At 43.7% G+C, this 26,780-nt stretch carries 14 protein-coding genes; 5 read left to right on the top strand and 9 right to left on the bottom strand.

Annotated features, from left to right (window positions below; all coding sequences use genetic code 11):
* Positions 1 to 62 precede the first annotated feature (62 nt).
* From R7Z10_RS01005 to R7Z10_RS01045, 9 genes are all read right to left on the bottom strand, one after another.
* Positions 63 to 11,345 carry a hypothetical protein gene (locus R7Z10_RS01005; protein WP_318103684.1) on the bottom strand — a complete coding sequence of 3,761 codons (11,283 nt, stop codon included), beginning with the start codon at positions 11,343 to 11,345 and terminating at the stop codon, positions 63 to 65.
* Between the two features lie 1,365 nt (positions 11,346 to 12,710).
* Complete coding sequence (locus R7Z10_RS01010) at positions 12,711 to 14,051, bottom strand: HlyD family type I secretion periplasmic adaptor subunit (RefSeq protein ID WP_206959032.1); 1,341 nt, start codon at positions 14,049 to 14,051, stop codon at positions 12,711 to 12,713.
* On the bottom strand, positions 14,026 to 15,744 hold the full coding sequence (locus R7Z10_RS01015) for a type I secretion system permease/ATPase (protein ID WP_206959034.1): 1,719 nt from the start codon (positions 15,742 to 15,744) through the stop codon (positions 14,026 to 14,028). The genes R7Z10_RS01010 and R7Z10_RS01015 overlap by 26 nt, the downstream gene beginning before the upstream one ends.
* Positions 15,745 to 15,896: 152 nt before the next feature.
* Positions 15,897 to 16,487, bottom strand: coding sequence for a calcium-binding protein (locus tag R7Z10_RS01020; RefSeq protein ID WP_206959036.1), 591 nt, complete (start codon positions 16,485 to 16,487; stop codon positions 15,897 to 15,899).
* 298 nt (positions 16,488 to 16,785) lie between these two features.
* The gene (locus R7Z10_RS01025) at positions 16,786 to 17,706 is read right to left on the bottom strand and encodes an IS5 family transposase (RefSeq protein ID WP_318103686.1); all 921 of its coding nucleotides are present in this window, start codon (positions 17,704 to 17,706) and stop codon (positions 16,786 to 16,788) included.
* Between the two features lie 52 nt (positions 17,707 to 17,758).
* On the bottom strand, positions 17,759 to 18,415 hold the full coding sequence (locus R7Z10_RS01030) for a LuxR C-terminal-related transcriptional regulator (RefSeq protein WP_318103690.1): 657 nt from the start codon (positions 18,413 to 18,415) through the stop codon (positions 17,759 to 17,761).
* 228 nt (positions 18,416 to 18,643) lie between these two features.
* The gene (locus R7Z10_RS01035; protein ID WP_065275456.1) at positions 18,644 to 19,312 is read right to left on the bottom strand and encodes a LuxR C-terminal-related transcriptional regulator; all 669 of its coding nucleotides are present in this window, start codon (positions 19,310 to 19,312) and stop codon (positions 18,644 to 18,646) included.
* 246 nt (positions 19,313 to 19,558) lie between these two features.
* Complete coding sequence (locus tag R7Z10_RS01040) at positions 19,559 to 19,759, bottom strand: restriction endonuclease subunit S (RefSeq protein ID WP_005375165.1); 201 nt, start codon at positions 19,757 to 19,759, stop codon at positions 19,559 to 19,561.
* 56 nt (positions 19,760 to 19,815) lie between these two features.
* Positions 19,816 to 21,732 carry a methyl-accepting chemotaxis protein gene (locus R7Z10_RS01045; RefSeq protein WP_225466225.1) on the bottom strand — a complete coding sequence of 639 codons (1,917 nt, stop codon included), beginning with the start codon at positions 21,730 to 21,732 and terminating at the stop codon, positions 19,816 to 19,818.
* A gap of 310 nt (positions 21,733 to 22,042) precedes the next feature.
* Between R7Z10_RS01045 and R7Z10_RS01050 the strand changes: the two genes are divergently transcribed.
* From R7Z10_RS01050 to R7Z10_RS01070, 5 genes are all read left to right on the top strand, one after another.
* Complete coding sequence (locus R7Z10_RS01050) at positions 22,043 to 22,999, top strand: MoxR family ATPase (RefSeq protein ID WP_318103692.1); 957 nt, start codon at positions 22,043 to 22,045, stop codon at positions 22,997 to 22,999.
* 13 nt (positions 23,000 to 23,012) lie between these two features.
* Positions 23,013 to 23,939, top strand: a complete 927-nt coding sequence (locus R7Z10_RS01055; RefSeq protein WP_025768548.1) for a DUF58 domain-containing protein — start codon at positions 23,013 to 23,015, stop codon at positions 23,937 to 23,939.
* A gap of 37 nt (positions 23,940 to 23,976) precedes the next feature.
* Entirely contained in the window at positions 23,977 to 24,453 is a 477-nt protein-coding gene (locus R7Z10_RS01060) for a DUF4381 domain-containing protein (protein ID WP_213899113.1), read from the top strand.
* Entirely contained in the window at positions 24,446 to 25,450 is a 1,005-nt protein-coding gene (locus tag R7Z10_RS01065) for a VWA domain-containing protein (protein WP_318103694.1), read from the top strand. Before R7Z10_RS01060 ends, R7Z10_RS01065 begins: the two co-directional genes overlap by 8 nt.
* Positions 25,443 to 26,780, top strand: a 1,338-nt coding sequence (locus R7Z10_RS01070; protein ID WP_318085864.1) for a VWA domain-containing protein, incomplete at its 3' end; no start/stop codon positions are given. The genes R7Z10_RS01065 and R7Z10_RS01070, both read left to right, overlap by 8 nt.

The raw sequence follows: 26,780 nt of genomic DNA on the forward strand, positions 1-26,780 counted from the left end.
CCTGCTTAACCGCTTGAGTGGTTGGCTGGGTCTGGCCCAGCCTGCGTCTGTACTGCGAACGGTTAATCATCCCCACTGCTTTGAATACTGAAGTTAAATTTCGTCAGTTTGTTTGGTGTGATTCGGCGTACTTTCGGGTTCTCACTGACCACCCTCATGCCTGTCGGTAGCGAGTCTGTGTCGACTTTGACCAAGAACTGCTTACCTTTTTTATTCAACACCCACTGATCTGGAACGTGGTATCGACCATATTGGTCTGTCTCGATGATGATGCCTTCGACCGTTAAGAGTCGAACGCCTGGGATACCGTCTTCGTAAAGTCCTTTGCTCTCTACAATGATTTCCCATAAGTACATATCCCCATCTCGGTAGAGGTTTCTCACCACGTCGATGTTCTCTGCCGACAGACCTTTTTTCTTATCTCCTTTGTGCTTGGTAATCGCGTTACCTTGCTTATCGAACTCGATGTGCGTGCCGTTATCCGTTGTCACCTTGAACGGGAAACCTTGGCGAGTTCGAGTATTAAACTGGAACACCACTTTGTTGCTGTGTTCGAGGGTACGGTTACGAGATAGACCAAACAGCTCATCGACTTCATAGCCTTTGTCCACACTCGACATAACAACGTCTTGGCCTTTGAGTTTCACCTTCACATCTTTAAGTTGGGTTTCAACGCCATCTTGAGTAATGAAAGTTGAGCCCAGTACGTAATCGCCTGCGGCAAGGTCTACATCAATATAAATGTCATCTGCCGTTGCGTCTGCTTGGAAACCGTCACCGTTGTGGTCTTCAAACACCTTGCCGATGATCGAAGCGGTGTCGAATACCTTATCTGGCATGACTTCAACCGTTGCACTGGCGAGGTTCGACTTCACAACGTAGTTGGTCGTGGTGTTTTGTGCCGAGAAGCTTTCTGCCGGTGGCGCTTCGGCCCATGCTGTGTTGGTGTAAACGCCAAAGGTAGCACCGACGCTTACACGCATTAGGTAACGGATACGAACAGCATCAGCGGTTTTCGAATCGCCCTTGCCGTAAATATTCATGTCGCCGACTTCGAAGAACAGTTGATTGGTCTTCGTTGGCTCTACGGTGATTTGGATGTCATCCGAGGTATCAAATACGCCATCAGGACCACTGTTGACCATCTCTGTCGAGTCTGGGATGTAAGCAAAGCCGCCCGGATAGCGGTCAACCAAACGTACACCCGTGAATGGGTTGTCGTTTTCATTGGTAATCACGACTTCGTATTCAACAACTTCACCGACGCTCGCCTCTGACTTGCTCGCTACCTTGGTCACTTTCAGCATGCCTTCGTTGTAAGCTTGCTTCTTAACCTTGATCGTGACGTTGGCGGACGCGACTTCACCTGTCGATGCTTTCGCGGTAAAGACGTTCGTGAAGTTGTCATCAATGCCTTGGTTGATCTCACCTGTCACTACGATTTCGTATTCATTACCTTGGTACGCCTTCATAGTGTGGTTTGAATCGACATTGCTATCTGAATCGACAGAAACCACCACACCAGACTTAAGCTCAGTGATGGTCGCTTTCCATGTGGTGAACAATGGATTGCCGTTGTTACCAATAAGCTTATCGATTTCATCCAACAGGTTGACGCTTTCTGCATCTGCAGAGCCTCGGTTGGTCGCCGTCATCGTGAAGGTAATTTCATCGTCGTCGTTGGTGTATTCCGCTTTATCTGCCACCTTGGTCACCGACAAAATGATCGGCAGTGGTTTGATAGTTGCGAAATCATCCGCCAGAACATCACTTTCTGACTTGTCGTAGGCATACGCGTGGTTGGTGATTTCTCCCATCGCATCCGCGTTGACGACACCCGTGATTTCAATGTCCAACTTATCGTTTGGCGCAATAATCACACGGCTATTCACGTCCAGATTGTCACCTTGAATCTGTGGTAACACGATGGTGCGGTCATCACTGTATGAGCTTGTCATGCTCCAACTGGTAAACGCTGGCGCTTCGGTGTCATGAATCGTATTTACCTTCAACTCTGAGATAAGATCCTTAAGCACTATCTCTTCGGTAAACGATCCAGATTCATTACTTAACACCACGTGGTAAGTGACGTTTTCACCCGGACGGTAGTACTCATCATCGACGGTCTTCTCTAGCTTGACCGACTCTGGCATCGCCAATAGCATCGCGCTTGCTTCTTGAGTTTCACCGCGGAACAACGCACTTGCTGTGTTCTCAATCTCGCCCGTTGCGTATTGATTCACCAAACCAGTGATGACGAACTCCACTTCATCATTCGCTGCAATGGTCAGCGTTGAATCGATGTCCGTATTTACGCTTGGAATATTGGTAATGTCAGTATCGGAACTGCCCTTGTTAACTTCGATACGCCACGAATCGAACGCTTTGACTGTCGTGCCATCTAAACGAACCACTTCAAGATCACTAATGGCATCTTTCACCTCGACATTTGTTGCTGGCACCGTACCTTCGTTCTTCACTTTGACGCGGAATGTCGCTTCTTTGCCCGGAATGTAGAACTCAGTGTCAGCGGTTTTCTCGATAGAGATACCTTGCGATTGAGGCTGAATAGTCGCGCTCGATTGTTGTGTGGTGCCATTCAAATCAGCGGTGGCAGTGTTGGTAATTTCACTCGCCGCTAATGGGTTGGTTTTCGCAGTAATGGTGAACTCAACAATGTCATGCGGCGCGATATCGATCACTGAACGAATGTCTTGGTTATCGATAGGCATTGGCGTGATCGTAGTGCGGCTGTCACTGTTGGTTGTTTCAATCGTCCAGCTTTCAAACGCTCGCTCATTAACCCCATAGATGTTGGTCGCTTTGATACCAGACAGGATGTCATCCAATTTAATGTCGTTATCGAAGCCATCGGTACCGTTGTAAACACGAACATGGAACACCGCGTCCTCACCCGGAATGTAAATTGGTGACTCTGCTGTTTTCTCAATCCAAACTTCTTCAGGTAGGGTTTCTAACGTTGCTGTTGCATCGGTAGTCGCACCGCCGAACTCAGCCGTCGCGGTGTTAATGATGTTAGCAACCGCACTGCTGTTGATTGTACCTGTGATGGCAAATTCAACCGTGTCACCAGGTGCAATATCAAGGTTGGTAGAAATGTCACCGTTTGGTCCTGGTACCGTTTCGATGTTGGTACGTGGGTCGCCTTTAGTGGTCACGATCGTCCAATCATTCAACGCTGGTTCCATTGCCCCACCCGAGGTTTCCACTTCAAGTGAAGAAATGATGTCCTCGACTTTTACATCGGCCGCAAAGCCAGAACCGTTGTTGGTCACTTTGACACGGAATGTAGAGAACTCTCCCGGCTGGTAGTAACGCTCATCGGTGGTTTTCTCTAGAACAATATCGCCCGGACGCGGTTTCAACGTTGCTGTTGCCGTCACGTCCTTACTGTTGTGATTCAACGTTGCGGTGTTAACAATGTCGCCCGTCGCTTCCGTATTGACTAAGCCAATAACGTAAAGGGTGATGGTGTCGTTCGGTGCAAGGTCGATGTTGTAATCGATATCCTTGTCAACAACGAGTGAGTTAGCATCGACTGTCGTCAGTGAACTGCCCGTAACATACTGAACCGCCCATTGTAGGAAGGCTTGGTTCGCCGAGCCATCAATGGTGTTCACGGTTAGCGCACCAATTTCATCTTTTAGGTTGATGTCATTCGCGTAGCTGTTACCTTCGTTGACAATTTTCAGAATGTAACCTGCTGCTTGGTTAGGGCTGTAAAACTCTACCATTGGCTCTTTGGTGAACGTTAAATCTGGGATCTTCGCCGTGCTGGTCGCTTCTGCAGTTTTAGTTGAACCGTTGTAGGTCACTTCAACTTGGTTGGTGACATCGCCCACCACTTCTGGGTCTAGATCCCCTTCTGCCGTAATAGTCACCACATCATTTGGACCGATGTCCAAGCTGCCATCTAAAAACTCACCAGTGGACGATGGGAACTTAGTGTCACCCGTCTGTGAAGATACATTGAAGAAGATGGTGCCAGATTCAAACGCTTTTACTGTTGCGCCAGTAATACTGGTTGAAGTGATGTCGTTGACCAGATCTTTGATCGCCACATCACTCGCCCAGTTGGCTGTGGTGTTTTCGATCTTGATGGTATATGTCAGCTTGTCACCTGATTCGTATTGGCTCTTATCAACGGTTTTATCGACCGTGAGATCAGCCGCTGCCGCCACATAAGTCGCATCCGCAGTTTGAGAGCCGTTTGAATCGCTCACTTCCACTACGTTGGTGATATCGCCAACAAGGTCCGCTTTTACAACACCTTCAACATGAAGTTTCACTGTGTGATCTGGGTGAATGTTGTAACGAATCTGATAACCATTGTCGCCAGTCACCTCAGAGCCCGCGATTGGTTGAGTCAGCGTTGGATCTGTACCATCAACACTCACTGATGTTGCTGACCAAGAATCAAACGCACGCACAGGTAATGTTGCGCCTGCTTTCTCAGCGCGAATCGTCTTCCAAAGGTCTGAAATCAGAACATCGGTCGCATAACCTGTACCGGTATTTTTCACCTCAATGTCGTAACCAATGGTATCGCCCGGATGGTAAATCGCAGGAGTGATTGAGGTGACTTTCGAAACTGCAAGTGTACCCGGTTCTGGATAGATGAACTTTTCACGTAAGTTGTATGTATAGAAATCGGTACTAGAGGCTAGTCTTCCTTTAATTTGGTTAGTGAACTCACCAACAGCATCATCGCGGACGTGGCCGACAACTTCGATAAGTATCTCTGCATTACCACTCATGGGAACATCCTCTACATTGATGTCCTTATCCGCGGGCGCAGCATTAATTAAATCAACTTTAGTAAAAGTAGCGTCAAGACCAGGGTCTACAATTTGCGCAGAAACTGTCCAATCTTTCAGCGCAACCTCTTCTTTACCACTTGCTGTTTGAACCTTGTAATCCGTAATCGTATCTTGAATATCAATCAACTCGTTATTCGTCGTCTCATTTCGAACTCGGATTTGATAAACAATTTCAGAACCGGGGGTATAGGTCGGTGTCGTCGTCGACTTCTCAGCTGTTAAGCTTGATGTGCCTTGATTCAAAGTAACATCATTACTATCCACTCCATCGATAGTCGCAACGTTTGTGATGGTTCCTGTTGCGTCGGTCGCTACAACACCATCAATCTCAAATACGACAGTATCAGTTGGCATCAAGTCAAACGTAGCATCAAGAGGCACGTTACCTTGATATTGGCCACTTATAGAGAAACGACCTGGGTCAGGAGCGCTAACAACCGCAACACTGTAGTCTGTGAACGCAGATCCTCCAAGGGATGTATCTATTTCGTTCAACTTATCTACGATGCTCACATCGTTAGCAATACCTTCACCTGTATTTTGAACAGTAACCTGATATTGAACCTGCCCGCCAGGGTTATAGTGACAGTCTGTGCCTGTATCAGACGGGAACGTACAACTTGGACCAATTTCATCCGCGGTAGTACCAATAACAGTTTTGGTCACAACCAGAACAGGAGCAACTGGTGGAATTACATCCGTTGTATCACTTTGGTTGCCTGCTTTACCCGTGTTGCCATCGATATCACCAAGTGCATCTGGGCGAACTTTACCAGTAACCGTAAACTCAATGACTTCTTCCGGAGCGATATCGACTAACAGATCAAGATCATCAGTTGCATCATAAGATTCGATGTAAGTGTCTTGTGTTCCCGTTGTACCTGTTGAAGTAAAGGCATGAGAGATGTTCGTCTCTGAGAACGCAGATTTCGTCGTCCCGCCAATCACCTCAACGCGAACGTTAGAGACGATATCTTGGATAACGGTTTGGTCACGCCACACGGGTTCGGTGTTGGTTACCGTGAATTTATAGACGACCTCATCTCCCGGTTTGTAGGTGTCACCGGATGCATAAGATTTGCCATCGATAGAGACAATTTCTTTGTTCACCGACAGGTTACTGCCCTCTGGCGTGACTTTCGCAGAATTGAAGTTGCTACCGTTGTATTTCGGAGTCGCAACAATCTGGTCAAGCGCATCTTGGCGGATCTGTGACTCCATGACAAAGTCAATCCAACCACCCGGTGCAATCGAAAGTACAGGAATATCGATGTCTGCATTTGCGCCGCCGGTATAGCCATCAATTAGCGTCGTCGCTTCACCCGAGGTCGTCGCGGTGACTGTCCAACCATATTGGTCAAATGCAGGTAGCGTTTGTGAGTCAGATTCGCCCGCCGCGTTTTGCGCGACACGCACTTTGACGTTTGAGAACAACTCTTTCAGTGATTTGTTGTACTCCAAACCTTTACCATTGTTCTCAATGCGCAAGTGGTAAGCGATTTTTTCACCGTCTGTCGTATGGTTGTATGTAGTCTTGAGTGTTGACAGTGATGTATCGGTGTATGCTTTGTGCGACTTGATAATTTTTACCGGTAACATGTTCACGGGTTCTGACGGTAAATTATGACTGTTGTCTACCACAGCGACGTTGAGAATTGGGCCAACGGCTTTCTCACTGATCTTCGCTTTGATGGTGTAAGTAACAAAGGTTCCACCTGTCGCGAATCCGTTTGCGGCTAAGTTGAACTTAGTGTCGATATCTTTGTTATTGCTGACTGAGCCTGCATCACTGATACCACTCGAATCGGTACTGGTCATAATGGTCCATGAATCAAATGCATGGCCTTTACCACTTCCATCGAAGTAATCGGTCTGGATCTTGCTGATTTCATCCTTGATTGGCATCTCACTGATGTGAACGTTGTTCAGGTTCTTCAATGAGATTTCATACTCGATGTAACCACCCGGCGTGTAACCACCACTTAACTCGGTAGTGCCATCCTGATCGTAGATTTTGGTGACATGTTTTGAGAAGTCGTATTTCTCAGTAGACGCTTTGGTCTCCGCACTCACAGTATCACCATCGACAGTAAGCAAGTTTAAGATCTCACCGACGGCGTTGTCGTTCACCTTAGCTGTGACAACATATTCAATAGTTGTGCCTTTAGGGATTGACGCATGAGTATCGATGTCTGCGTTATCAGCAATCTTGCCATCCAGGTCGAGAATAGCCGCGGAGCTACCACTGACGATCCTTGGAACAACCGTCCAACCTGAGTCAAACGCTTTACCACTTGAGCCATCGACAAGGTCTACCATAACATTAGACAGTCGGTCGATAACGGGAATGTTGTATGCGCTACCTTTGCCATCGTTTTCGATCGTTAAGCGATAAACCAGCGGTTGCCCCGGTTCGTAACTTGATTGATCTACCGTTTTGGTAAACGCCAAATGATAGTCATTCGGAATGACCGTAATACCACCAATAGTAATTGTTCCAACTGCATCTTCGCGTACGATACCTTCAACTTGGTATGTCACCGAGTCACCGCCTGCAACATCAATCGTTGTGTCAATGTTTTGGTCATTTGCAACGATGCCATCCAGCGTACCATCGGTCGTGCCGTCGCCACCATTTGAATCGTCTTTAGACACATCTACAGTGAAGCCTCTATCAAATGGCGTCTTCAAGTCTCCATTCAACAACTGAGTCGTCACACCATTAATATCTTCTTTTACTTCATGGTCATTGACATAGCCCGTTTGGGAAGAAACGGTCACTTGGTAGGTTAAAGTATCGCCTGGTGAGTAGAATTTTGATTCCACACCGTTAACCAATAGTTTTCTGGATTCACTAAGGCCATTGCCAACGCGGTTCATTTCGTGATGAGACACGTGGGATTTTTCGTTTACTTTGCCACGTTCACGATACACATAAGCATCATTCTTAATTTTGTCATCTAAGTTTCCGAACGAATCTTGAGAACCTATCACATTATCTTTAACGTGAGCTTTGATGTAAAAGACTCGCTCCGCTTTCCCCTCAAGCGTCATGGTGTTCGAATCATCACCCGGTGGGTAGATAAAATCTTCGGTAGTTTTAGATTGAAAAGTGCCATCACCATCGTAATCAAACTGCCAGTATTCAAAAGGACTTTTGTTTTTGTCATCCTCAATTTGATTGTCTTTGTCATTCGCCAACGTGGCACGGATTTGACTTATAGGGTCAACCACTTTTAATCCTGATTCTGAGTTTTCACCATTGTTTATAACATGTATTTCATACGTCACGTCTTCACCGGGAATAAAGTTTACTTTATCCGCAGTTTTAAGGATTGAAACGTTGAGATTTAAATCAGATAAGCTACCAACTTCTGCTGATGATGATTGCTTAAGGTTGGTGGAAGGGTCATAAATTTCAACAGTATTAGAGATTTCTTCTCCAATATAAATATCGTCTCTCACAAGCGCGTGAATATTGAAGACAACATAACCCGCTGTACCATTTATTTTTGGGTCAATGTCTACAGCGGTATCAAGATTCTTGTCGTTAGAATACTCGCCAGCATAACTACCCGTGTGAAATGGCACATTGTTCGAGTCGGTACTTGAGGTAATCTCCCACTCAGAGAAAGCGTTCAACCCCAGAAGGTCATCAGTCACTAATACTTCGTTCGCATATCCTGAACCTGTGTTTAAGATAGTAATTTTGAAGTCCACCCATTTTCCTGGTACGAAGCTATCATTTGGTGTTGTTTTTAAAACGGTTACTTTCGGTTGACGCGGAACCACAACAGCCTTAGCACTTGAACTTTTTAGAATATCCGAATCCGGCGTTCTTATCTCGGCGGTGTTGTCAAAGCTTGTAAATAGGATTTCATCCTTGTTAGAACGATCTATCTGAGCGACGATCGTATACAACACTTCGACGTTTGGCGGGATTTGGGCCGTAGTGTCTAGGTCTGTGTTATCGCTGAAGGTACCAACATCTGTATAAGCAGGATTGCCATTGAGACGAGGGTCATCCGAGATGATTTCCGCACTGATCTTCCAAGATTTAAATACAGCTTTCGTTTTACCATCTGGCTCCAGTATACCAGCGGTGATCGTCGACAATGAATCTTTCACAGCGACGTTTGTCGCGTAACCGTTCTCTTTGTTGTTTTTCAAACTAATTTGATAAGTGATTTCTGTCTCTGGTTTAGAGTAACTAGTTTGCCCATCATGAAAGCTCGTATCAGTATTGGTCTTAACACGTTTGTTTAACTCAATCGCAAAATCACGAGGATCAGAACCACGGTCGGCATAGACAGAGCCATCCACCGTGACTTCGTTTGAGATATGACCATTTGCAATTGGGTTAGTGTCGGCAACGATGGTGTATTCGATATAGGAGTGAGGTTGAAGCGTTGCGATGACATTTAAATTATCAGGGTGTTTAACTTCTCCAGTAATCCCCGTATTTGAAGCAGTTGCTGGTGTACCGTCGTCTTTAAACGCTTCAGCGGTGATCGTCCAATCCGAATAAGCATTGATTTCTTTGCCGTTGATATCGGTTGTTTTCACTGAGTTCAGGTCATCTAGCACCTGAACTTGGTTTGCAAAACCATCACCGTCGTTCGTCACGGTAATGGTGTAAGTAAGAGTCTGGCCTGAAGAGTAAAAACGGCTATCTACATCTTTACTTGCGCGTAAGTTGTCATCTGGGGTTTGAACACCCGAGCCTTCTTCAGTGACGTTGTCGTTAGAACAACTTGGGTCGTCATCAAGAATGAGACCTGTGCTGGTATCATTGGTTTTCGCAGTCAGCTTATACTTGATGGTTTTACCCGGAGCGATATCCGGGGTTAGCGAAAGTGGACTCGACGTCCAAGTACCGTAGCTAAAGGTACCTGGGTCCGAGCCATTCGAATCTTCACCCGAAATAACCTCTACTTTCCACTGTTCAAAAGCTTGGGCATCGCCTGCGCCACCCGCTTGCTCAGTCTTAACACACGTCAGGTTATCTTGGACTAACAGGTTGTTGGCAAAGTATTTTGATGAGCCATTTGTAACGGTAATTTCGTACTCAATTTCACCGCCTGGTACATATTCCGATGCAGAAGTCGTTTTGGAAATAGAGATATCAGAATCGGTCACACTCAACACTTTTTCAGCATCAACCGTATCCGAAATACTGGAGCTTTTGACCAATGAGCCTGAGTCATCCGTTACTGAAGCAGTAAAGCCTTGCAAGGTGCCAATCGTGATTGGAGTAAGGGTTGCTTTAATTTGGTAAGTGATCGACTCACCCGGATAGATAGAAACGGTATCGTCAAAATCGACATCCGTCTGCGCGCTGCCTTGGTAGTCAGAAAGTGAGTTACTGCCAATGCTTGAAACCGTGATTTCCCAAGTCGTGAAGGGGTTACCATCCACATCGGTGTTGTTGTAAGAAGGGGATAAATTGTTAGCTAAACCATTGCGGCTAACTAGGTCTTTAATGTTCTGTTTTACATGATAATTATGAGCAATCGCGCCACCGTTGTTACTCACTTTCAATTCAAAATCCACCTCACCGTTAATCAGGTATGGCGATGTTGAGTTGAGCGTGTGTTCCAGTGCAATTTCAGGATCAGATGGAGGCGTTGATAGTGGGTTGCCGTCGACCTTACCAGCACGAGTCGTGGAGCTTGCTTGGGTATCAATATCGGAGATTAAGTCCGCAGCAACCGTTGCTTTGATGGTGTAAGTAATGTAGCCACCAACAGAGATCTCCGCATCGGTGACTGACAAATCTCCCGTTGTTGCAAAGGTACCCGCATCGCTCCCTGATGAAGCCACGGCACTAATGGTCACGCTGCTAAATGCACTCCCTGTTGAGCCATCTAATTTTTGTCCTGTTAAAGACGCAAACTCTTGCTCAATATCTAATCCTTTAACCGCATAAGCACCGTTATTGGTTGCCGTTAAAGAATAAGTCAGTGTGCCGCCAACATCGTATTCGGTCGGGCTAACGTATTCTTCCAGAAGATAATCGTATTCAGCCGGAGGGAAAGTAATTGTATCTGGGTTAGTAAAAGTCGTCTCTGTGCCGGAAACCGTTCCTTTTACTTCGGTGTTGCCAAGAACAATATCTTCAGCAGCATCATCAGCAACCGTCGCTTCAATTTGATAAGTAATACGCCCTAACGGTAATAGGTTTGCGCCGGTCACATTCAGGTTGCTATTGCTAGAGGAGTAAGTACCTGCATTGGTTCCTAGCGTATGAGTATCAGTGATCTTGACACTACTGAATGCTCTATTCGAACCAGACATCACATCCCAAATGGCGTTCGTTACTGAGACATCACTGATCGTGCTGATCGTCGTGTTTCGAACTTCAATCGAGTATGTAATGACCTGTCCATTTTCGTAGGGCAGACCGAATGTTGGATTAAAGGATATTTCTATTTCGCCTGCAGCTAATGCATTTTCAGAGTAAAAAAAAGCAATCAATAACAAGATAACACTAATCTTAAACATTGATGTAATGCTTTCCAACTTGTATAAATTTTTATTAGTCATTTTTAAGAAAGTATAATCCATAAAAATATAATATTTAGCGTAATAACACTGTTGAATTTAAAATAATAAAAATAAAAACCAAAATTAATCCCTGTTTTTCATGATAAATACACAACATTATTATCAGCCTAATGGCACAAAGTAATTTATATTTAAAATATAATAATCAATTGCAAATAGTAACAATAAATAAAATATATTGTTATATAAAGAATAGTTATCAGATTTGTCTTACAAAGAAATAAATGTATGGCTACAAAGTGGTAAGTAAAAAAATGCACATGATAATTTGTTTGAATCGTACACATGAATAAAACCACCATATATTCATTAAATCTATCATTCGAAAAGATTTTAATAGAAACCTCAGATGGGATTCGGATAAGTAATTTAAGCTATTATTCCTACCGTGACCTTTCACAACCTACATAACCTTTCGATTGGGTATAGACTCGAGCTTTATGTTGTTCTAACAGGTGATAAATCCCACCGACCAAAGCCAAGTTAAATTTTTATCCCAAAGTTCGTTTCCTTTTTTAACTTTCAGAAAAATTACAATATCTTCGCTATTTACCATACCACACTTTTCTATCTCCCTTGCGACAATACTTTGAACTACAGTACACCTGTAACATGACAGTAAGTTCTCAGCCTATTTCTTCAATAATTAATATCTAATCGTAATTACGTGTCGCTGACTACACCGGGTGAACTATATAAATTAACAACGCAATCTATTTAAAGCTTTTTAATTTTTTTGAGTTGTAAGAACGATAATTCCTGTATTTATATTTTAAATTTCCCTATACAATATTATAAGATTTTATATGATAATTAATGACGATATAACGTCGTATTTATTTAATAAAACACATTACCAACAATAAAATAAGATTGTAAAAAAGAAAAATTTTAAATTTACTGATATGATAATACATTTTTATTTTACAGCAAGGTTTAATGTACTTTATCTGAAATACTTAATACTCCATATTGTTTATTTTTAAAAAGTATCAAATAATTCATCCAAGTTACTAATACTAAAAAATTATGGATATAAAAATAAATTATCACTAAGTTTTCAAAAATGCTCTAAGATACAAACTATGAAAATGAATAGAGTACTATATGACATTTCTACCACAGTTAACCTAAAAATAATTAGCTAGTAAAATATTGATATTCTTCACTAGATCAGAAAAACTAAAAATTACAAACATACGACTTTAAGAAAAAAACCTAGACTTTAAACTGTTTATTTAATGATGATATGTAATTGGATTCGATACTCTTTGACAATACTCTTCAAAAAGCACTTAGAAATTACTCCTCTCTGAAGGCGCGATTCATGCTTTCTGTAATTGGCTTTATTAGGTAGCTCAATGGCGTTCGTGGCTCAGATAAAATCAGCACTTCGGCATTCATGCCTGAGGTTAAACGATGTTTTGTCACATCTTCCGGTGAAATTGCAATTCTAGCGAGATAAAAATCTTCTTGGTTTTCTTGCGAGAGCTTATCGGCAGAAATCGTCAGCACTGTACCGTCTAAAGGTGCCAACGTCCGTGCATTCAGAGCGGTCAGACGAACATGCGCTTGCTGGCCTGGACTCACTAAATCAATATCCTGAGGATTAACACGAGCCTCGACTAACAACTTATCGTCTTGCGGGACCAGTTCTAGTAACGTTTCACCCGAGCCAATCACACCTTTTTCGGTAAACACTTGCATGTTGACTACGCGACCAGAAATAGGTGCGTTGATCGTTGTTCTTGCGACAATATCTTGAGCGGAGCGATATTCTTCCCGAATTGCGACAATTTCCGTTTTGGTGTTTCGTAGTTCCTCTACAATCTCATTCAGCCTTTCAAGCTTCAACTCTTCAATTTGCGCTAGGTTCTCATCTAACCTTTTTCTAACGGTGAGCGATTGCCTGTCTAACTGGCTTAAGGTACTTCTCACCTCCGCTGCTAGGCGCTTGAGTTGAAGTAAGGTAGATTTTCCCGAGAAACCTTTTTGCACCAAGGCTTGGTTGCTGTCTATTTCTTCAGCAATAAAGTTGAGCCGTTCCGTCTCAATCACTTTGGTTTGCTGAAGGTTTTCAAGCTCTAAATTTGCTCCAGAAATACTCTGCTCAATGATACTCAGTTTACTATCAAAGAATCGCTTTCTCGCTTCAAAGATCTTGTTTTGAACCAGTTGTGCTTCTTGTACGATATCGACACGGGGAATGCTTTCAAGATCATCAGACCATACAATCGTTGGAAGCTCATCAAGCTCCGCACTTAAACGGTTTTCCTTTGCTAGAGTATGGATAAAACGACCACTTAACGAGTCCAACTTAGCCATAGCTTGACGCTTAGAAAGTTGAATTAATAACTGACCTTTTTCGACTAAATCCCCTTCCTGTACATATAGCTTTTCAATAATACCGCCTTCTAAATGCTGAATTTCTTGTCGCTTAGTGAGAACTGACAAATCACCATAAGCAATCGCTGCACTTTCTAATTTGGCTGTTGCAGCCCAGTAGCCAAGACCTCCAAGAAAAACACTTAAGGTCACCACACCGAGTAAAATTGGTTTTCGAAAGCTTAGTCTCGCTTTGGGGCTAAAACGATATACGATCTCGGTAGAACTCTGATTAACGGTTGGCAGTTGATTGCTCATTTCTTACCCTTGGGATATCTGTTCTTTCTTCGCCCATCAAACGTTTTAATACTTCATCTTTAGCGCCGTATAACTTGACTCGGCCGTCAGCCAAATACAACAGCCTATCCATTTGTCGTAACGTACTCGGATTGTGGGCAATGACGATAATCGTTGTACTCTGTGCTTTTAAATGGGCAATCAAACGTTGATACGCAGCCTCTCCCTCACCATCGAGGTTGGCATTCGCTTCATCGAAAATCACAATAGAAGGATCGCCATAAACGGCTCTTGCAAGAGCGATTCTCTGCCTTTCCCCCCCAGATAAACCACGGCCATTTTCACCAATAATGCAATCATAGCCTTTGTTTTTCTTGAGTATTAATTCATGACATCCTGCTAGTTGAGCCGCCTTGATGACTTTAGCGGGGTCTTCTTCTTTAAAGCGCGCGATGTTCTCTCGAATTGTGCCAGGAAATAACTCCACCTCTTGAGCGAGATACCCAAAATGCACGCCGCGATCTTCAGATGCCCATACGGAGACTTCCATTCCATCAAGAGTCACTTTACCCGCTAATGGCTTAACCGTACCTAATAACAGCCGAGCAAACGTCGATTTACCCGTACCAGAAGGGCCAATCACCCCAACAGCAACACCCGGAGGAATCGATAAGTTGATCGATGAGAGCACTGGTTCGGTTGCTCCAGGATGGCGATAGGCCAGTCCGGTAAGCTCATAGTGTCCTTTTGGTTTAGGCAGTGGCATATCTGATTCATCTTGGCGCACGATCGCATCGATTTCTTTCAACCTTTTATAGGCGCCTTTAGCAGACATCGCACTTCGCCACGTGCCTATCGCCTGCTCCATCGGCGATAATGCCCGACTCATTAATATGGAGCTCGCGATCATCGCCCCTGCCGTTATCTCATGTTGGATAACTAACCATGCACCACCTCCCAGTAAAAATATCTGTAGTGATCCACGCACAAACTTAGAAAAGTTAGCCATGTAGATGAACTTACCTGCAACTCGCTCTTCAAGCACATTCACTTCACTCACGCGCGACTGCCACTTCTCTAAAAATGCATTCATCATCCCCATTGCGAGAATTGAATTGGAGTTTTGCGTGGCTAATTCTGCTTTGTTGATATGAGAAATCGCTCTGACTTCGCTCTCTTGCATTGTTTTACGCGTCATTAGCTCATTAAGTAGACCTAGGCTAAACAATACGATAGATCCAAGTAACGCGATGTGACCTAGTATCGGGTGCAATAAATACACAAATAAAATAAACAGCGGTGTCCAGGGCGCATCCAACAGTGGATAAGGTGCTTGACTGCTCAAAAAGCTTTTGATGTTCTGAATGTCTCTCAGAGTTTGCGAGGTATAACTCTTCCCAGTATGTGATTGATATTGAATCGTGCGCTTGAGCATGAAAGCGGAGAGTTTTGTGTCCATCCAATAACCAAAAGATTTACTCATTTGTGCTCGTGCAATGTCGATGATGGACATGGTTAACAGCGCGACAATTACGATGACAGTGAGCAAGAATAAAGTATCGGTTGAGTAGGAGGATATCACTCGGTTGTACACTTGAAGCATGTACAGCGGAATAGAGAGAACCAATAAGTTGATAAAAAGGCTAAAAACGATCAGCAAGCCCGCAAGCGTGCATAGTTTTTGTTTCACTTCTTTGAAAACCGTTTTTTGCACGACTACTTCCGTTTAACGTGAAAATTGTAGGCGCCAGAAATACTAGCGCCTAGCTTAAGGTAACCTCAAATCGCTCTAGAGTGTCCGGTTAGTTCGCTTTAGCATGGCAGAGCCACGCAAACTAATTCCCATCCAGAGTTATTTTCAGTCGTTTAGATTACGAACAGATCTGCACCATAGGTGTTGATGTCAGTTTCAGTCACGCCAATAAGTTTCACTGTTAGATCAGCCCCATCGGTAAACACTGCATTCCCAACTGCATCGTAGCTAAAGCTTAAATCACCGAAGGCTGTAACCGAGTCGCTAACAATGTGCAAAGAATCTTCACCAATGGTGAAATCCATAACCTTTGCTTCGCCATGGCCACCAAACTTATCCGTGAACACAAACTTGTCACTGTCACTCCCACCTACCAATATGTTATCTCCAGCCCCTACAACAAGAATATCATCACCAGTGTTTCCTAATAGCTTGTTATCACCCAACAAACCTAAAAGCTTATCGTTTCCAAAACCTCCTTTTAATAGATCATCACCAATCCCACCTTTTAACAAATCATCTCCAGCACCACCAATTAGGCGATCATCACCGTCGCCGCCGATCACATAATCATTACCGCCACCGCCAACAAACGAGTCATTACCACCAAAACCGATAAACAAATCATCGCCGCCATCGAAATCAGCAAATTGGTTATTTACACCTGCATCGCCTAAATACGTGTCATTGTCACTTGCGCTCATTTTTATTCCCTCTTGGCTTATTAATTGAATAGACCTTCTGTTCCACGTCTGACTAGATTCGTCACGACATGAGAAGTCTAATAGTCAACTGAATAGGAATAAGTTTGAATATGGGATGATATTTCAGACTGACATTTTAATAATAAATATAAAATTTAGTACTTTATAGAGTATTTTCTTTTTATTACAGCAAGTTAATACTAGTACTACAGGTTTCTCTTAGCCCAACCTGTAGCTTGCGTACGGCTTTGTTGCTGAATTCAGCTTACGAGCGGACGCTAGCTAAATCGAACACCTTTTAAACGATATACTGAGTTTCGGGCATACCTATCCCAGTTAACTTGTTGAGTGCTTTGATCATGGCGTAACTCTCCCCAACTTGTGCATTGTAATTACGAAGAGTGAGTGATGCTCCAAGTAACTGTTTCACGCGATACATAGCGGTTTCAGACAGTGAACGTCTGTGGTAACCATACTTCTGTTTCCACTTTTTGTTCGACCCATAGAGTTTCTGGCAGCCAACCGCCAGATTGCGTGGATGCCCCTTTTCCCAGAAGGCTGCTCCCTCACGCGGAGGGATTAGATGTATCGCTTTCTTAACCCTAATCGCCCTATGGCACTCCCTTGTATCGTATGCGCCATCTCCCGAGATCTCCTTGATGGTTCTGCGTGTTTGTTTGAGTAGATTGGGGAGTACTTCCGCATCTGTCACGCCTGATAGTGTCAGCTCAGCTGCGATAATTTCATGAGTATCGGCATCAACGGCAAGATGGAGTTTACGCCAGACTCGGCGCTTACCATCGGTTCCATGCTTTTTCACTTTCCATTCGCCCTCACCGTATACCTTGAGTCCAGTTGCATCAATGGCTAGGTGCTGAATAGTGCCTCGTGAAGAGGTTTTAAAGCAAACCTCGACATCCTTAGCTCGACGACTTATGCAGGTATAGTGGGGACAAACCAATGGAACATTCGCCAATCTAAAAACAGAGTCGATAAAGCCTTGCAACGCCCTTAAAGGCAAGGAAAAAATGCGCTTTACCATGAGAGCAGTTGTAATAGCTAGGTCACTAAACAATCGTGGTCTACCACGCCTATCCTGCTTAGGTTGTTTCCACTCAGTTATCGCCTCTTCGTCAATCCAAAACGTGAGTGAACCTCGATTGATTAGTGAGTTATTGTACTTGCGCCAGTTAGTGGTTTTGTAGCGAGGCTTCGGCATGAAATTAAAGTAAGTGAATGAATTGTCCCTGATCTGATCGTAAGATTCTGATTTAGTTCATTCGATTTCTGCAACAAAGCCCTTGCGTACGGTTCTTTACTTCTAACTTTCTAAAAATATTGTATAGATGTGATTTAATAGTATGCTCGCTGATAAATAAAGAATCAGCGATTTCCATATTTGAACCACCTTCTTTCAACATTTTTAAAACCTGAACTTCACGCCGAGTAAGCTCAACCTCAATAGCAGGTTCGATAATGCTATTTACTTCTCTGCCTCGATAATAATTTACTAGCTGATCAAGTAATCTTCGAGACAGCCAATTATCCCCTTTTATTATTGCTTTTAATCCCTGACAAACCTTGTCCATTGAATCTCCTGGACCAAATATACCTTTTACATGAGGCCAAGAAGCGAGTTCTTCTGTGTCTAAGTCATAACCTAGATTAAGCATTATGGTTCCTAGCACTTTATTACTATCTTTTAAATAAACTAAAGTTTCGGAAGGAATCTCAACTGAAAAATCAACAAGCAAAAAGTAGCGTTCCGGAATGAGTTCATGATAACTAGGGTTTTTAGTATCAATGATCGTTATTTTAGTTTCTGTATTTTTAGAAAGCATTTCCTTAAAGTTTTCACTCTGTAAACTTTGTTGAGTGAGCATTAGGATTTCAGGCTTTTCCATATACTGTTCCATAATGTTTCTCATACTTTCAGTGACTTAACATTCTTAAATTAGTAGTTAATCGTCAGCACTTAGTTTGATATGTAAGTGCTAGTTCACAGAGTAAAGTTATTTGCTACTTTTTTAAATTCTAAAGTTATTAAAAAGAGAACCAAAAAAAGTGTTTCTCATAAAAGAAACACTTTTAACACATTCAGGTCACAGAAATTATTAAGAGTTTACTAAATTAGGCAACCTAATATTGCAATAGCATTACACCGGTAACGAGTTGTCTGAAATATTTTCCTTTGCCCAAATAAGTGCTTGAACTCTATTTTTCACATCAATCTTCTTGAAAATATTATGTAAATGCGTTTTTACCGTATTCTCGCTGACAAATAATTGTTCAGCGATTTGTTGATTGGACGCCCCCATGGAAAGAAAGGTAATTATTTGTTGCTCTCGTTTGGTCAGAATAGCGGAAACATTCTTATTTATAGGTTTGCAATGTCGACGAAGGTAAGTAATGTACTGCTGAGAAAACTTACGACTGAACCACATATCTCCTTGAAGCACCTTACCAATACCAACTTGCAACGTTTTTATATCATCAGAGGTATAGAAAATACCGGCCAAAGTACGCCAAGCAAAGAGATCTTCTGTCGATATGGATTGCTCACAATTAATTAAGATTTCAAGCGTGTCTTTCTGCTTGGCCGCTTTAAACTCCGCATAACGGCGAAAAATTTCATCCGTGATCACGCTGCAATCAACAATAATGGCTGATGAAAGAGATTCATGTAACACTCCGTGAATCAGATTATCTGGCGTGATTAGAGCAACACTAATACCGAGTTTGGTCTCCAATACATCTTTCAACAGAGATGACTGTAGACTTCCCTCCGTGATTAAAATAACGTTTCTTTTTTTTTGCTGCTCCATCCTGATCGCATTCCCTTGGTCGTTTTTATTGAAATACGCAATAGATTTAGATAGAGCGGTAGTATTGTCAAGTATGAAAATCACTAGTACTAATTAATAACTCATTGAAATGTCAATAATTTTTAAGTGGCAAGTATGTGAGAGGTATTAGCATTTTTCAGACATTAAAAAAGGGAGTATAAACTCCCTTTTTGTGTTTGAGCAGGTGATTTAATCACGCACGTTAGAGGTAAAACACCACCTAACTTAGTGGATTGGAACTGCGTTTTTTTGGTTAAACTTACCAAAGTGTTGTTCTAACACTTCTGGCGTCAGCTTACCTTCCGCTTCCAGCTTTTTCAGCTCAGCGACGATCGCTTTTTGCTCTTCTAGCGACGGCAGTTTTACTTCTGGCTCCTGAGCGGTTTCTTGAGAAATTTGCTCTAGTTCTTTTTCGAAGTCATTCATAGTACTTACCTAAAATTAATGATTGAACTTTTAAACTTCGCCTATTCTATCCAACTCTATAACTTGAAGCTACCAACCATCTTGTCTAAACGAGAAGAGAGCGCTTGAAGATCGCGACTTGCATCCGCCAACTCTTCTGCTGTCGCGGTTGTCATTTCATTTATCGCGTTGATTTCTTCGATATTTTGATTAATGGTATGCACCACCGTGGATTGCTCTTCCGTCGCCGTTGCAACTTGTGTATTACGATCAGAGATGTCGGTGATTCGTTCAGAAATACTGATTAATACCTCGACTGCTTCATCGGTAGAAGTAACCCCTTCAATGGTGACCGCTTTGCCCGCTTCCATAGCACTTACCGCGTCTTGTGCGTCACTTTGAAGCTGATTGATCATGCGCTGAATCTCTTCTGTAGAATCAGCCGTGCGTGAAGCTAGGTTTCTTACCTCATCAGCAACAACCGCAAAACCACGTCCCTGCTCACCAGCACGAGCAGCCTCAATTGCAGCGTTTAGCGCAAGTAAATTCGTTTGCTCAGAGATGTCACGAATTACACCCAGAATCGAGCCAATATCTTTGGTTGTCGATGCCAACTGCGTAACAACAATATTGGTTGTTTCAACATCATCGGCTAGGCGGCTGATCACCTCTTTTGCTTTCATCACAACTTCTCGACCAGTTTGAGTGTTATCTGAAGCCTGATTTGCCGTATCAGCAGCGGTAGCAGCGTTCGATGCAATTTCACTGATGGTCGCACCCATTTGGTTGATAGCTGCAACTACTTGAATGGTTTGATCACGCTGCTCTTGGCTGTTGTCGTGTGTGGATGTTGCTTTCGTTGACACACTTTCTGCCGCTTGACTTAATGAGCCACTGGTTAAAGCAACTTCTTTCATCGTGGCATGAATCTTCTCAATGAATCCATTAAAGCCTTTTGAAAGCTGAGCAATTTCATCATTACCCTTAATTTCAATACGCTGCGCCAAATCGCCTTCACCTTGCCCAAGGTCGGTAAAACGATCGGCAATCAGTCGGATTGGTTTCGTAATGCTGTTTGCTAACCATACGCCCATGAGGATGAATACAACGGCAACAATGATGGTCGTAAACAGCATTTTTTTAGCTGTCGCATTCAGGTCTGCGAATACTTCATCAACGGGAACCACGCCAATAACAAACCAGTTCATTGAAGGAACATACAAACTAGAAACAAAAGTATCCTGCCCTTCAAACTCCACATTAATTAGGTTGAAGCTATTTTTGTTCAACAGCGCACTTGCGTCACTACCAAATAGTTTAGTGATAGAAGTTTGGTTCTTACCTTGTTGGCGGTGTATTTGAATCTGGCCTTGTTCATTAGTGAGGAACACGTAACCCGTATCTTCAATTTTAAACCCATTGAGCAAAGTAACCATGTCTCCCATAGATTTAGAGAGACCAGACATTGATGTACCATTAAGATCTTGGAAATTGGCAAACATTTTCACTTCGCCATTTGCCTCTTGGAACACACTCACGGACGTTTCTTGACCAGACGACGTAAATCCAAAGAACCAAGCATCTTGCGTTCGGTTAAGTTGACGTAAGAATCCGTTTTGATTCCAGTAATATGCCGTTTGACGATTCGCTACCGACGCATCATTAAGACCATACTGTGATTTAACGTTATTGAGCTGCTGAACCAACTGAACTTCTACTGACGGATCACGGTTTGTATTAGATAGGGCTTCAACAATAAATTCGTTTGTAGCCAGCTGTTTTGCCGCTTGTTGCATTTCGACAACTTCGCGGTCAATTTCGGTATTGATTTGCTGCAACATCGCAGGTAGCTCGATGTCAATAAGACGATGGCTCAATACATCTCTCGCATGACGCTGAGCCATAACACCAACAATGATTGTTGATGCTAGAACAGCAAACGTAATGCCAAGTACAACCTTCTGTTTGATGCTCAAGGAATGAAGTTTCAACATATTCGGACCTTTTAAAAGAATCACTTGTTATTGGCCCCACAAGGGGAATCAGGTGCATATCTCATGACACGCACACCACGGAATCTTTATCGGCTCATATGTACAAAACTAGAGGCATTTCTCATTATATTATGAAAAATAAATGTAACACACTGTCAAATAAGCACTTTCAGAGATAGCACGTACTTGCAATTCTCTGTAGCGTCCCAATATTGAAAAGATAAATTGCAATAGAGCGTTGGAACTTTTTTCACATGGAAAATGACCAATACTCAACACGAAAATCACATGGATACCGAGAGTCCAAAGCATGCATAAATCTAACTTCGAAACTCTTCAGCAATACTTAGAGTCGCAGATCATCGGACAGCAAGATCTGGTAAAGCAACTGCTTGTTGCGCTTCTTGCGGATGGGCATATTTTAGTTGAAGGCCCTCCTGGGTTAGCAAAAACCCGTGCAGTAAAATCACTCTCAGACTGTGTTGAAGGCGACTTCCACCGCATTCAGTTCACCCCTGATTTGCTGCCAGCCGATTTAATCGGCACCGATATCTTCCGTCCCGAAACCGGAGAATTCACTTTCCAATCAGGTCCTATCTTCAACTCGCTTATTCTTGCGGATGAGATAAACCGTGCGCCAGCCAAAGTACAAGCGGCAATGCTTGAAGCAATGGCAGAGAAACAAGTCACAGCAGGTCGTCATACCTACCCGCTGCCAGAGTTGTTTTTGGTTATGGCAACTCAAAACCCGATAGAGCAAGAAGGGACCTACCCCCTTCCTGAAGCGCAGCTAGACCGCTTTTTATTGCATTTAGAAGTGGAATACCCAGATGCGGAGCATGAGCTGTCTATCTTGCGTATTAACCGCGGAGAAGCAAAAGGCGAAGCAAAGGTTGAACGCCCAATGTTAAGCCAACAAGATATATTCACCGCACGTAAAGAAGTGTTGGATATTCATATGGCGGAAACGATAGAGCAGTACATCGTCCGTTTAGTTATGGCGACACGTCAAGCCAACGAATATGACACTGAGTTGGACAAGTGGTTGTCAATGGGTGTGAGTCCGCGTGCCACCATCGCTCTTGATCGCTGTGCACGTGCGCATGCTTGGCTTGCTGGTCGTGATTTTGTCTCTCCGGAAGATGTTCAAACCATGGCTTATCCGGTACTGCGCCACCGTTTATTGTTGAGTTATCACGCTCAAGCGGAAGGCATTACGGCAAACCAGGTCATCGATAAACTGCTAAACCTTGTTGGCAGTGCATAAACAGGTGAGTGATATGTCCGCTACACATTCATTACCACCTCATGCGAATGGGGTGACATTAACCCTTGAAGAGCTGCTCCAATATCGCACTCAATCTGTACGTTGGTTACCACCAGCACAGAGTCTCTGGTCGCAGATGAGTGGTAACCATACCAGTCGCCAAAAAGGGCGAGGTATGGATTTTATGGAGGTACGCCAATATCAACCTGGCGACGATATTCGCAGCATTGATTGGCGAGTCACCGCTAGGACCGGTAAAGCACATACAAAGTTGTTTGCAGAAGATAAAGAGCAAGCGGTCATTCTTTATCTTGATCTAAGTTCTAGTCTACATTTTGGATCTAAGTATGTACTCAAATCCGTTCAATTGGCCCACTTTGCCAGTGTTCTAATTTGGCTAACTCTAGCTAAAAAAGATCGCATCGGCGCAGTGATTGATGACGGACATCAATGTCTTGAATTTCGCCCCTCTTCTTTACAAAGACAAGGGCTGCGGATTCTTAACGCCATAGTCGACATACATAATGCGCAAGTAACTCGTACTGCAAGCAACGACACTCGTACACTGCCTTATACACAAGTATTGGAGACACTTCATACGCTCACCCCAAAAGGCAGCGAATTGATTATGCTCAGTGACTTTGCCCACGTAACACCAACGGAACTGGCACAACTACGTCGACTCAAACAACACAATAGCGTAAGGGCCGTTCAGTTTTATGATCCGTTAGAAAGAGGCGAAACAGACTTTAGAGGTCAAGTGAAAGCTTCGGATGGGCTGCATAGTCAATGGTTTAACTTTGGCTCTAAAGGACAACGAAGAGAACTCGAAAGCCACTTTACCCAACATCAAGAAACCATTAAGCAGCAGTGCCATTCGATAGCAATTCCATTTAACACGCTATCAAGTGGCTGGCCCTTAATTTCACAATTAAGCTAACAAACTGACAAGCAGTATTTATTAAGCAGTAATAATAATGACAACAAACAACCAAAGCCTAGACCTTGAACCTTTGATTTTGCCAAACGCACCGGATTGGTTTCCGCTCGCTTGGGGATGGTGGGTGGTGCTTGCAGCCACCTTGCTCTTCGTTTTCGGCATTTGTCTTTATGTGAGATGGCGTAAAAAACACTTACGCGCAAAAAAGACAGCATTAACACTTTTAACTCAACCTACCGCGCCTCATACCCCCTCTTCTGCTCTGGAAATATTGCGCCAGGCAGCATTGAGTTACTTTCCGCGTGAAGAGATCGCACCATTAACCGGAATCGCTTGGTATGAATTTCTCGATAGCCATACCAAAGAGAGTCGATTCGTAGACAAACAACATCAGTGGCAAGAAGCGTTGTATCAGAATTCCTCCCAAGGGCATCATCAAAGCTTGGTAGACGATTGTGTCGTTTGGATAACCTACGCTTTGCCACCAAAGAAAAAGGCAAATAACCGTGACTGAGCAAACACTCATAACCGATCTTGCCCAATGGCTAAACATTGAATTTGTCTGGTGGTGGGCACTGTTTTTGTTGCCCATCCCCTGGCTGGTATACAAGTTCCTGCCACAAGAATCTCAACAAGCCGAGATCAAATTGGCGTACTTACCAACTAATGAGAATAGCAGCAAATCTAAGCAAGCCCTGCAAAAAGCGCTTTCAATCGCGATCTGGGGCCTTCTTGTCGTCGCTTGTGCGCGTCCAGTTTGGTTTGGCGATCCCGTTGAATTCCAACCCAAATATCGGGACTTGATGTTAGTCGTCGATCTGTCCGGTTCGATGCAGCAGGAAGACATGGAACTCAACGGCGAATATATCGATCGCCTCACAGCAGTCAAAAAAGTTCTGTCTGATTTCGTAGCAAAGAGAAAAGGTGACCGTCTCGGAGTTGTTTTGTTTGGCGACCATGCTTATTTGCAAACACCACTCACTGCAGACCGCAAAACCGTCATGCAACAGATTAATCAAACCGTCATCGGCTTGGTTGGTCAACGAACCGCCATTGGTGATGGTATTGGTTTAGGCACAAAAACCTTTGTAGACAGTGATGCTCCGCAACGAGTCATGATTTTGCTCAGTGACGGCAGCAATACTGCAGGGGTTCTCGAGCCGCTAGAAGCAGCGGAAATTGCGAAAAAATACAACGCCACTATTTACACCGTGGGTGTGGGCGCTGGTGAAATGATGGTGAAAGAGTTTTTCATGACTCGCAAAGTCAACACCGCAGCCGACTTAGATGAACAAACACTGACTAAAGTGGCAGAGGTGACAGGTGGACAATATTTTCGAGCGCGAGATACAGAAGAGCTCGAAAAGATTTATGACACCATCAACCAGCTAGAACCCGTATCTAGCGACACACAAACTTGGCGCCCACAGCCTGAATGGTTTCCATATCCATTAAGCGCTGCATTTGTATTATCAGTATTGTTATTCCTATTAAGGAGAAAACATGGCTGAGTTTATTTTCCTCAATCCTTATTGGCTTTTGGGGCTCATCGTGATCCCTATTGCACTCTTGCTTAATCACAAATTTAGAGCCCAAAAGTCCACACTGATTGCCCCTCACCTATCGCGGATGCTCGGACAAAACACGCAGTCTAAGCATTACTTCACTCTATGGGGTTTAGCTTGGGCAATAACTTGCATTTCATTAGCGGGGCCAAGCTGGCAGTCCAATGCTCGACCAAGCTTTGAGTTAAACCAAAACCGTATCTTGGTGCTTGATATGTCTCGCTCTATGTTTGCTACAGACATCAAACCCAATCGGCTAGCACAAACACGTTATAAGGCGCTCGATTTGCTGCCTAAATGGAAAGAGGGAGCCACTGGACTTATTGCTTACGCTGGCGATGCCTATAACTTAAGTCCACTGACAACTGATTCCAGCACGCTTGCGGGGATTATCGAAAATTTGTCACCAGAGCTGATGCCTTTTCAAGGAGCAAACCTGCCTGCCGCGATTGAACTGGCGATCAACCAGTTTTCTCAAGCCGGCACGCAACAAGGCGATATCATCGTGTTAGCGGATGATCTTGATACGTCAGAGCTGTCTCGCGCGTTAGATTTAGTCCAAGGTACAAAGTTTCGCATTTCTGTTCTTGCCGTCGGGACTCCTAACGGTGCGCCTATCGCGCTGCCCGATGGCTCTCTGCTAAAAACGGCACAAGGCACAACCGTCGTAGCGAAAACAAACCTGAAAAACCTACAGACGCTAGCGAATAAAACTGGCGGTCTATTTGTTCCTATTCAGCACACCAACCGTGATGTTGAAAATATCGCGGCCTTTACTAATAACATTGGTAGCCAGCTTTCTGCGACCCAAAGCGAAGAAGTTAAAACTGATTCTCGTCTCAACAGTGGCTTTTGGTTACTGCCGTTGTTACTTCTTCCTGCGGCTTTACTGTTTCGACGCGGCCTGATTTGGGTGGTAGTTGCGACTGCAGTCCCAGTAACGTGGACACCGCATGCAGAAGCTAATCCGTTCTTAAATGCCGACCAACAAGGAGCGGAACTCTACAAGCAAGGTGAGTATGAACAGGCGCAAAACCTATTTACAAACCCAAGCTGGAAAGGAGCCGCCAGTTATCAAAAAGGTGACTACGAAGCCGCTATCGAAGCATTTTCTCATGATGCCTCCCTTAACGGCCGCTATAACCTCGCCAACTCGCTCGCTCAAAATGGTCAATTAGAAGATGCGGCTGATTTGTATAAAAAACTGCTAGAGGAAAAGCCTAACTTTGAAGCCGCGAAGAAAAACCTATCGGTTGTAGAAGAAAAGCTAAAACAG

The organism is Vibrio sp. Vb1018, assembly GCF_033338775.1.
In the GTDB taxonomy this organism is placed as follows: domain Bacteria; phylum Pseudomonadota; class Gammaproteobacteria; order Enterobacterales; family Vibrionaceae; genus Vibrio; species Vibrio alginolyticus.

Coding starts and splice junctions, on each gene's coding strand:
- R7Z10_RS01055 (WP_025768548.1), top strand. CDS start 23,013: ATGTCCGCTACACATTCATTACCACCTCATGCGAATGGGGTGACATTA.
- R7Z10_RS01050 (WP_318103692.1), top strand. CDS start 22,043: ATGCATAAATCTAACTTCGAAACTCTTCAGCAATACTTAGAGTCGCAG.
- R7Z10_RS01035 (WP_065275456.1), bottom strand. CDS start 19,312: ATGGAGCAGCAAAAAAAAAGAAACGTTATTTTAATCACGGAGGGAAGT.
- R7Z10_RS01005 (WP_318103684.1), bottom strand. CDS start 11,345: ATGTTTAAGATTAGTGTTATCTTGTTATTGATTGCTTTTTTTTACTCT.
- R7Z10_RS01045 (WP_225466225.1), bottom strand. CDS start 21,732: ATGTTGAAACTTCATTCCTTGAGCATCAAACAGAAGGTTGTACTTGGC.
- R7Z10_RS01010 (WP_206959032.1), bottom strand. CDS start 14,051: ATGAGCAATCAACTGCCAACCGTTAATCAGAGTTCTACCGAGATCGTA.
- R7Z10_RS01040 (WP_005375165.1), bottom strand. CDS start 19,759: ATGAATGACTTCGAAAAAGAACTAGAGCAAATTTCTCAAGAAACCGCT.
- R7Z10_RS01030 (WP_318103690.1), bottom strand. CDS start 18,415: ATGAGAAACATTATGGAACAGTATATGGAAAAGCCTGAAATCCTAATG.
- R7Z10_RS01025 (WP_318103686.1), bottom strand. CDS start 17,706: ATGCCGAAGCCTCGCTACAAAACCACTAACTGGCGCAAGTACAATAAC.
- R7Z10_RS01060 (WP_213899113.1), top strand. CDS start 23,977: ATGACAACAAACAACCAAAGCCTAGACCTTGAACCTTTGATTTTGCCA.
- R7Z10_RS01020 (WP_206959036.1), bottom strand. CDS start 16,487: ATGAGCGCAAGTGACAATGACACGTATTTAGGCGATGCAGGTGTAAAT.